The sequence below is a fragment of the Micromonospora sp. ATLC20 genome (genome assembly GCF_057196585.1).
This window is the reverse complement of sequence record NZ_JBXUOV010000289.1, coordinates 1-4332: the sequence shown is the minus strand read 5'-3', so window position 1 is coordinate 4332 and position 4332 is coordinate 1. Positions and strand designations below refer to the sequence as shown.

4 protein-coding genes and 1 pseudogene are annotated in these 4332 nt (G+C 74.2%); 2 read left to right on the top strand and 3 right to left on the bottom strand.

Annotation, left to right across the window (positions count from 1 at the left end; genetic code table 11):
* On the bottom strand, nt 1-1329 hold a 1329-nt coding region (locus AC2CHG_RS30185; RefSeq protein ID WP_484526080.1), incomplete at its 3' end, for a DEAD/DEAH box helicase.
* A 282-nt stretch (nt 1330-1611) separates the two neighbouring features.
* Here AC2CHG_RS30185 and AC2CHG_RS30180 point away from each other — a divergent pair.
* Nucleotides 1612-2253 (top strand): ferritin-like fold-containing protein, encoded by a 642-nt coding sequence (locus AC2CHG_RS30180; RefSeq protein ID WP_262013128.1) that lies wholly within the window; start codon nt 1612-1614, stop codon nt 2251-2253.
* 46 nt (nt 2254-2299) lie between these two features.
* Here AC2CHG_RS30180 and AC2CHG_RS30175 read toward each other — a convergent pair whose 3' ends face one another.
* Together AC2CHG_RS30175 and AC2CHG_RS30170 are read right to left on the bottom strand one after the other, a co-directional pair.
* Nucleotides 2300-2527, bottom strand: coding sequence for a DUF3107 domain-containing protein (locus AC2CHG_RS30175; RefSeq protein WP_013288692.1), 228 nt, complete (start codon nt 2525-2527; stop codon nt 2300-2302).
* Nucleotides 2528-2592: 65 nt separating this feature from the next.
* Nucleotides 2593-3231 (bottom strand): TetR/AcrR family transcriptional regulator, encoded by a 639-nt coding sequence (locus tag AC2CHG_RS30170; protein WP_013288691.1) that lies wholly within the window; start codon nt 3229-3231, stop codon nt 2593-2595.
* A 149-nt stretch (nt 3232-3380) separates the two neighbouring features.
* On the opposite strand from AC2CHG_RS30170, the pseudogene AC2CHG_RS30165 reads away from it, so the two are divergent.
* A pseudogene (locus AC2CHG_RS30165) lies at nt 3381-4332 on the top strand (hypothetical protein); the annotation flags it as partial.

The following is a 4332-nucleotide window of genomic DNA, read 5'->3' as shown; positions in this document are numbered from 1 at the left end:
CCGCGCGCCCCGGCGCGACCGGCCGCCGCCCAGGTCCTCCTCGACCTCGGCGGACAGGCCGGCCCGGGTGCGCTCGGCGGTCGGCAGCGTGCCGCTGACGTCCGTCGGGATGTCCAGGTCCGTGTAGAGGTGCGCGGAGGTGTGGTACGTCTCCGGCGGCTCGGGCATGTCCAGCCCGAGCGTCTTGTCGATGATCCGCCAGCGGGGCATGTCGTCCCAGTCGACGAACGTCACAGCGGAACCCGTGGCCCCGGCCCGGCCGGTACGGCCGATGCGGTGGGTGTAGGTGTCCTGGTCCTCGGGGCAGTCGTAGTTGATCACGTGGGTGACGCCCGTGACGTCGATGCCCCGGGCGGCCACGTCGGTGGCGACCAGCGTGTCGATCTTGCCGGCCCGGAACGCCCGCAGCGCCCGCTCACGCGCGCCCTGGCCGAGGTCACCGTGCACGGCGGCGACGGCGAACCCGCGGAAGTCGAGGTCCTCGGCGACCCGGTCGGCGGCCCGCTTGGTACGGGTGAAGATCATGGTCAGCCCGCGGCCCTCGGCCTGGAGGATGCGCGCCACGATCTCGACCTTGTTCAGCGAGTGCGTGCGGTACGCGAGCTGCTTGGTCTGCGGCGACGGACCGGTCTCGGCGGTGTGCCCGGCGTGGATGGTCACCGGCCGGCGCAGGAAGCGCCGGGACAGCGTGACGATCGGGTCCGGCATGGTGGCCGAGAACAGCATGGTCTGCCGGTCCTCCGGCAGCATCGCCAGGATCTTCTCGACGTCGTCCAGGAAGCCCAGGTCGAGCATGCGGTCGGCCTCGTCGAGGACGAGCGCGCGGACCCGGTCGAGCCGCAGGTGCTTCTGCTTCTGCAGGTCCAGCAGGCGGCCCGGGGTGCCGACCAGGATCTCGACGCCCTTGCGCAGCGCCTCGATCTGCGGCTCGTACGCCACGCCGCCGTAGATCGGCAGCACCCGGACACCCCGGGTACGGCCGGCGGCGTCGAGGTCCTTGGCGACCTGGATGCCCAGCTCACGGGTCGGTACGACGACGAGTGCCTGGGGCACGCCGTCGCTGCCCTCGGACGGGGCGAACACCCGCTCCAGCAGCGGGATGCCGAAGCCGAGCGTCTTGCCGGTGCCGGTCGGCGCCTGCCCGATCAGGTCGACGCCGCGCAGCGCGATCGGCAGCGCGTACTCCTGGATGGCGAAGGCGCGGGTGATGCCGGCGGCGGCCAGCGCCTCGACGGTCTCCTGCCGCGCGCCGAGCGCGGCGAACGTGGGTGCCTCCGGGGGGACCGGGGCGGTGGGGGCCAGTGGCTGGCCGGAAATCTGCTCGCTCATATGGATTTGGGGGTGCCCTCTCGTGGTGCGCCCCTCAAGTCCTCAGGGCGCGATCGGTATGGCGCGGGCCACGCGGTCAGGGGCGAATTCGCCGAGCCGGACCGGGCCGCACGCGCGTCGGGGACCGGCGTTGATCAGCAAGTGACCGATTCGGTGCCCACGGCAACTGTCTCATCGTACCTGAACGGTCCCTGAGTCGTCCCGATTCCCAGGTGGTGGCCGTGCGTGCGGGGCGGATTGTTGTGACTTGAGTCACATCGGTGGCGCCGGTAGCCTGCGTTCGTGGCCGCCCCCGACCCCGCCGCCGTCGACCTGTTCGGGCTCGTCGCGTACGGCGAACTGCTCGCCTTCGACCGCTTCGCCGCCGACGCGCGCCTCGCACCCGACCTGCGCCGCCGCGCCGCGCTCAGCGAGATGGCCGCCACCGAGATCGCGCACTACAGGTGGCTCACCGACCGGCTCGCCGCCTGCGGCGTCACCCCGGAGGAGGCGATGGCCCCCTACGTCGAGGCGCTGCGGGCGTACCACGACTCGACCGAGCCGCGGGACTGGGCGGAGGCGGTGACGAAGGCGTACGTGGGCGACGCGATCACCGACGACTTCCTGCGCGGGATCGCCGACGGCCTGGCCGGGCCGGACCGGACGCTGCTGCTGGACGTGCTGCACGACTCCCGGTACGCCGAGTTCGCCGCGGCCGAGATCCGGGCCGCGATCGAGGCCGATCCCCGGGCGGCCGGACGGCTGTCGATGTGGGCGCGGCGGCTGCTCGGTGAGGCGCTGTCCCAGGCGGGCCGGGTGGCCGCCGCCGACCGGGGCGCGCTCGTCGCGTTGATCGGACGGACCGGCGGGGACGTGCCGGGGCTGCTGCACCGGCTGACCGAGGCGCACGCCGCGCGGATGACAGCAGTCGGCTTGAACAACTGAGCCGCCGTGGCGGGGAGGCCCGCCACGGCGGCCGGTGCCGCGGGAATCAGCGAACGGTGAACCCGACCGCGCGGGGCGACGCCTCGGCGATCTCGACGTAGGCGACCTTGCCGACCGGAACGATCACGCGCCGGCCCTTCTCGTCGGTCAGGGAGAGCGTGCCCTCGCTCTTGGCGAAGGCGTCGGTCACGATCTGCTCGATCTCGGCCGGCGACTGCGCGCTCTCCAGGACCAGCTCCCGCGGCGCGTACTGCACGCCGATCTTGACCTCCACTGTGCCTCCTCAACTGGGGCGAAAAAGCCACCGTGGGAAGGCTATCCGATCCGGTGGCCCGATGTTCAGGCTGACTCACCTTGCAGCGGGAAGCTGGCGATGCCCCGCCAGGACAGGGCCGCGACCAGCGCCTCGGCCTCCGCCTTGGGCACCTGGCGGCCGCCGGCGAGCCAGAACTGGGCGGCCGTCTCGGCGGCGCCGACCAGGCCCGAGGCGAGCAGTTCGGCGTGCGAGCGGCTGACCCCGGTGTCCGAGATGATCGTGTCGGTGATCGCGGCGATGCAGCCCTGCTCGACCCGCTCCACCCGCTGCCGCACCGCCGGGTCGTTGCGCAGGTCCGACTCGAACACCAGCCGGAACGCCTCGCTCTCGTGGTCGACGAAGTCGAAGTACGCGCGCACCGCGGCGCCGACGCGCTCCTTGTTGTCGTTGGTGCCGCTCATCGCGTCCTGCACATTTGCCACTATCGCGTCACAGTGCGTGTCCAGCAGCGCGAGATAGAGCTCCATCTTCCCGGGGAAGTGCTGGTAGAGCACCGGCTTGGAGACACCGGCCCGCTCGGCGATGTCGTCCATCGCGGCGGCGTGGTAGCCCTGCGCGACGAACACCTCCTGAGCGGCGGCGAGCAGCTGCTTACGGCGCGCCGAGCGGGGCAGGCGGGTGGGCCGACCGGCGGTCTGTGCACCGTTCCCCACTGCGGTCATCGGATCCTCCGAGTATCTGCGTACGAGCCGGCACGTATCACCCGAACCGGTCCGGGTTCGTGAACCCGTCGCGGAATTGGCCCGCCGCTGTAACTTATCGCCACTGTCACCACACGGTAGCCTCAGCGGGGGCGACCAAGGAGCGCGCGGTGAGTGAAACAGGGCAACCCGGAGCCGCCACCCCGGGAGAGCACGGCGACGGGACGGGCCAGCAGGACGAACCGGCCCGTACCGGCGGCGGTTGGGCGCCCCCGCCGAACGGCTGGTCCCGCGGTGCTCCGGCGCCCGGCGGCTGGCCCTACGGCGACCTCGGCGGCTGGGCCGCCTCCTCGCCCCGGCACGGCGACCTGCCGGCCCCGCTGCCCGGCCACTCCGCGCCGGAACCGGGCCGCGTCAACGGCCGTCACGTCAACGGCGTGCACCACGCCGGGGAGGAGTCGCCAGTGACCCGCCAGGCGCCGGTCAGTGCCCCGCCCGCGGACGAGCCGCCCCGGCCAACCGACGGCGAACGGCTGGCCGTGCCGGCCCCGCGCCCGGCGCCGACGATCGAGCAGCCGACCGACCCGGGGGAGACCGCCGGTTCCCGGCACGCCGCCGACGACCCGGCCGCCCGGGCCCCGCGCTGGGCCGAGAGCGGGCCGACCTCCGCGCCACCGGCGCTCCAGGTCCCGCCGGTCGGCGCCGCCGCCTCCGGGTTCGAGGTGCCGCCGGGCTTCCACGCGCCCAACACCGAATCCGCCCCGTCGCTGTCCCGGGGCTGGGCCGACCGGCCGGTCACCCCGCCACCGGCCGCGAACCGGACGGAGCACGCACCGGGCGAGGTGCACCCGCCCGAGGGCCGGGCGACCGGCGCCGAGCCGCGGGCTGCCGCCGACCCGCCGGCGGGCGACGACCCGAGGGCCGCCGAACCGGACTGGTCCGGGCCGTCCTGGAACCGCCCGAGCTGGGGTGACGGCTGGGCCCCGCCGTGGGCCCGCACCGACGAGCCACCGGCCCGCCGGGCCGAGGAGCCACCGGCCCGGGGAGCGGAGGAGCCGCCCGCCCGCCGGGCCGAGGAGCCCGCCGCCGAGCGCCGGGAGTGGGAGGACGACAGCGCCGCCC